This is a genomic window from Pseudomonas fuscovaginae SE-1 (assembly GCF_000364705.1).
Taxonomy (GTDB): Bacteria; Pseudomonadota; Gammaproteobacteria; order Pseudomonadales; family Pseudomonadaceae; genus Aquipseudomonas; species Aquipseudomonas fuscovaginae_A.
In genome coordinates this window covers 1-3,730 of the sequence record NZ_AQOH01000154.1, presented here as the reverse complement: position 1 = coordinate 3,730, position 3,730 = coordinate 1, and the positions used below count along the sequence as shown (strand labels likewise).

The window sequence follows — 3,730 nt, the reverse complement described above, 5'->3', positions numbered from 1 at the left end:
GGAACGGCTAGTTCCAGGCAAGATGTTCGGCTCGTTGAGCTGAAATTTTGGCTTAGAGCAAGTTGATCTATAGTATTTGATCAGTGGTTTCATAGCGTGTCCATGAGCACTTGTGTGCATTCCTTTGCCTTTTTTCTTTCGGTAAGCCGGTTTAGGTGCTGGCTCAAGAAGACGGCGATAGACTGAGGTTTTCGCCAAGATGTACGCCCAGCCTGTCAAGAAAGCTAGCGATATGCCATTACGGTGTCCAGTAAATTCTGTGCCTGGGCCTCCGAGCGACTCAGCCTCGCTTTTTCAGCGACTCAGGCAGCTTTATTGTGATAGTGAGGTAAAGAGAGGCTGGTCCCGACGCCAGTTCTAGTCAGGAAAGTCGGGGTGTAGGGCTAACGGGGAAAATGATCAGTGCTTTCCCATCGCAGCAGTCCCTATCTGAATGCACTGGCATCCACCCCCGGCACCGTCGTGCGGAATAGGCTTTTTTGCCGCTGAGCCAATCGATGAGCGCAGGCGAGCTGTACTCCTGAGCTGCACTGTCGTTGCGGTACAGGTATAGGATCAAGAGCATTTTCATTGGCAACGATCCGGTGTGATGCGCGGCTGGATCTATGACGCTGACCCCGAGGTCGATTGGTTCGAGGGTGTTCCTCCCGTCTCGTTCGAGAGAGAGGAGTACATGAAGGCCCTGGACAGCTTCCGCAAGGCCATCGGCCTCAAGCTTGACTGGTACGACTAGAGCGGGAAGCTGTGTTCTTGCTTCCCGCTTTTCACGCGCTCGAACGATCAACTGCTGGCGCTGACCGCCGGCCCATTCAGAACCTGATCCATCCTCAACTGCGCCAGCTCAATCAGGTGCACCACGCCCATCGCCACCTTGCGATTGGGCCCGGTCTGGTTGTCGGCGTTCTCGTAGGCCGTGGCCGCGGCTGACTGCAGGATCGAGTGGATGTCGACCAGGGCCCCTTCTTGGTCGAGCAGCACAGATGAGCCACGAGGTGTTACCGCAGCGGGCATAGGAGTGGGATCTGCACTCGCCTCCGGCCCGAGGTTGTGATGAGCCAGCGCCCGGTCGGCGATACGGGAATCAATATTTGCCGCCTTTGATTTCGCTGGCGGATTGGGAGTTGCTTTGAACATGATTCGATAACTCCAAGTGCTTGATTGGGAGCTATCACCATCGCTGCTAAACGAGAGGTGGCAGCCGTACGCGGGTTAGCAGACCGGTGCACTTGGAAACCGGCGCGCCCGAAGACGCCCCGCGCACGACCACCATAAAGCCGAGGATCTAAAAGAACCTCAGGAGGTGTCGTTTTGCGCAATCAAAGTGCAGAACAGGCTGCTAAACCCGATCACTGATGAGCAGTGACGGGCCGAAGACTAACGGCGACATTGAGCACAAAACAAGCACTTGGAATTGTCTCGGAAATTTCACTCAAGGGAAAGAGAGTTATCTGGCAGTTAGCTGAATGAATCTCGCTTTTTCACTCTTGCTGCCAAATCTACCGTTATTTGGGAATATTCCTACAAGCCCTCATTCAGCCCCTCTGCCAAGCTCAATTGAGCGTCGTACCGGCAAGTTGTACGGCGAGAGGAATCTCAATCGCGAGGTCGGAAGCATGGCTACTGCAAAAAAGAAAAAAGGATTTACCTACCGCATAGGTTTCGTCTTTGGCCGGCTCTCGGCCCGCTACCGCAGGCTTGAGGAGCCGGTGATTCGCTGGATGCTGAAGAAAGGCATGCCCGCCACGCTGGCGAGCTTGCTGAGTGGGCTGATACGGCTTTCCCTGATCGGTGTGTTCCTATATCTAGCGTTTTGGGTTGTGGTCGCAGTTATAGGAATTATCCTTTGCAAGGAAATATTGCTTAGCAGTTCAGAAGGAGGAAAAGAGATTGGGGAACATGTTTGGATGGATGGAGATCAGCTATTTCCTGATCCTTATTCCCCTGAAAACATTAATGATCCAGCATTTCACAAATTTGATTAAACTTAATCTCTCTTATTCTTTTTGAGTGATCTCTGTATGGCGCTCTGCAGGGTGCTCTTTCCTGAGCCCCCGAGCTGATGAGGGGTGCTAGTTCCTTCTGTCAAACCTTTTAGGGTTTGGCCCGATCGCATTCCTACCCATGTTAATGCTGACATCCAAAACGATGGGAGAATGATGAACATCGCTCCCATCACAATCCCCAGCAGAAAGTCCGCCTGCTGATTGTTCAACCCCATCAACGGGTTCAGGTTCGCATGCGGCGAGCCGAACCCGTACAGGGCATCGAAGATGGTGCTGTCGAGCCAGCGCGCCAACTGAAACCAGAAATCCACGAAGATCAGCGCGAACTGCACCACCGAGATGGTGACCAGCGCCTTCAGGTCGTAGCTGCCCAGCACCAGAACCAGAGGAATGCAGATCACCAGTGCCATCTTCAGGAAAGCCATCACCATCGGCAGCGCCTGGCGCACCACATCCATCGCCGGCATGTTAGTCAGCGTCCCCATGGTCGTTCCGACTGCCCCCGTCACCCTCGCTGCAAAGTCTGGAATCGAAGGGCCGATCCGTCCGCCGTAATCGGTGTAGACCTGGCCCTGGGTTATTTTCTGATTCCTGGGTGACACCAACTGCCGAATGAGTGCGTCGTTCACCTTGTCTGCGGTGGAGAAGGTGGCCCACTTTACGAAGCGCTCCGCCAAGGTTTTATCGACCTCGGCCAGTATCCGGCCTCTCAATCCTTTGTCGTTGTCACTCCACCACTGATTACACGTCGGGTAGCCGCCACTGCCGGGTACCTGTGCCAAGCCTGCATCCCGCACTGGATCGTAGGGCCATCGGGATCTTGGCGTCTTGGAGTGATAGGTGTCGTAGTAGCCTTTCTTCTCCAGGAAATACTGCGAGCCAATCCAGTCGATGTCGTGGGTCTGCTCCTCGGTCAAGGTAGGCTGTGTCATGAAGAGCTTGGCCCGGGAGTAGCCATAGCAGTCGTTGGTGAAGTCGGCCACTTCCTGGCCGAGCAGCGGGTTCTTCAGCCGGGCGTTGTTCATCTCCATCCGCATCTGACGCAGATCCGTCCCGCAGGGAATGGCGGCCACCGCAGCACCGCTTATCGCCTTGGACACTGAATGCACAAAGAACCACCAGACAGGCACCTTGGCGCTCTGACCGTTCAAGGTGGTGAAGGTCTTGCTCCACCCGGTGTTCTGGGGCAGAGGCTGCTGGTACTGACACTGCTGCGAGCGGCTCTCGTCAAACCTCAGGGTATCCAAACTGACGATGATGAAGGGCACGCCGGCGAACATGATCACTGCGGTCGCCAACCACAGGCGGTGCTCGATGCTGGCAGTGGCCGCAAGTGCCATATCAGCCCCTCCACCATCCTCTCGGGCCTTGAACCACTCCTGAAGCATGATGACCAGGAAGGGCAGTGCGAAGAAGCCTGAGTCCATCAGCGCATTCCAGATCCCGTTGCTGACCAACCAGCCCACCAGGGTCAGGTAGAACTCGAGGTAGTCGTTGGTATAGAGCGTCATACCAATTCCCCCCACAGCGCCAGGATCCGCATCAGCTCGATCAGCAGGATGCCCAGGACAGCGGTCAATTCAGCCCTTCTCAGGCGTTTGAGAAAGGCCGGCTGAACCTGGAGTGTTCTGCGCCGAAACCACACCCATCCCCAGGCGGCGAAAGCGAAGAGGATGATCCGGGCCCCCGGTGTCAGGATAGTTGTCGCCTCTCCGGTTTTTCCTAAA

At 55.5% G+C, this 3,730-nt stretch carries 4 protein-coding genes and 1 pseudogene; 2 read left to right on the top strand and 3 right to left on the bottom strand.

The genetic code is table 11. The features are described from left to right. Positions 1–589 precede the first annotated feature (589 nt). Positions 590–733: a hypothetical protein gene (locus tag K675_RS33020; RefSeq protein WP_017904431.1), complete on the top strand. Its 144-nt coding sequence runs from the start codon at positions 590–592 to the stop codon at positions 731–733. Between the two features lie 47 nt (positions 734–780). Here K675_RS33020 and K675_RS0115575 read toward each other — a convergent pair whose 3' ends face one another. After that, positions 781–1,134 (bottom strand): DUF6124 family protein, encoded by a 354-nt coding sequence (locus tag K675_RS0115575; RefSeq protein ID WP_026145226.1) that lies wholly within the window; start codon positions 1,132–1,134, stop codon positions 781–783. A gap of 329 nt (positions 1,135–1,463) precedes the next feature. Between K675_RS0115575 and K675_RS0115570 the strand changes: the two genes are divergently transcribed. After that, entirely contained in the window at positions 1,464–1,982 is a 519-nt protein-coding gene (locus K675_RS0115570; protein ID WP_232434439.1) for a DUF3742 family protein, read from the top strand. Between the two features lie 2 nt (positions 1,983–1,984). Here K675_RS0115570 and K675_RS0115565 read toward each other — a convergent pair whose 3' ends face one another. Together K675_RS0115565 and K675_RS30820 are read right to left on the bottom strand one after the other, a co-directional pair. After that, positions 1,985–3,514, bottom strand: coding sequence for a conjugal transfer protein TraG N-terminal domain-containing protein (locus K675_RS0115565; RefSeq protein ID WP_017904428.1), 1,530 nt, complete (start codon positions 3,512–3,514; stop codon positions 1,985–1,987). Next, positions 3,511–3,730: pseudogene (locus tag K675_RS30820) on the bottom strand (hypothetical protein); the annotation flags it as partial. The gene K675_RS0115565 and the pseudogene K675_RS30820, both read right to left, overlap by 4 nt.

What these genes read in the sequence shown, in the direction of transcription:
- K675_RS33020 (WP_017904431.1), top strand. Translation starts at nt 590, where the DNA reads ATGCGCGGCTGGATCTATGACGCTGACCCCGAGGTCGATTGGTTCGAG.
- K675_RS0115575 (WP_026145226.1), bottom strand. Translation starts at nt 1,134, where the DNA reads ATGTTCAAAGCAACTCCCAATCCGCCAGCGAAATCAAAGGCGGCAAAT.
- K675_RS0115570 (WP_232434439.1), top strand. Translation starts at nt 1,464, where the DNA reads ATGAATCTCGCTTTTTCACTCTTGCTGCCAAATCTACCGTTATTTGGG.
- K675_RS0115565 (WP_017904428.1), bottom strand. Translation starts at nt 3,514, where the DNA reads ATGACGCTCTATACCAACGACTACCTCGAGTTCTACCTGACCCTGGTG.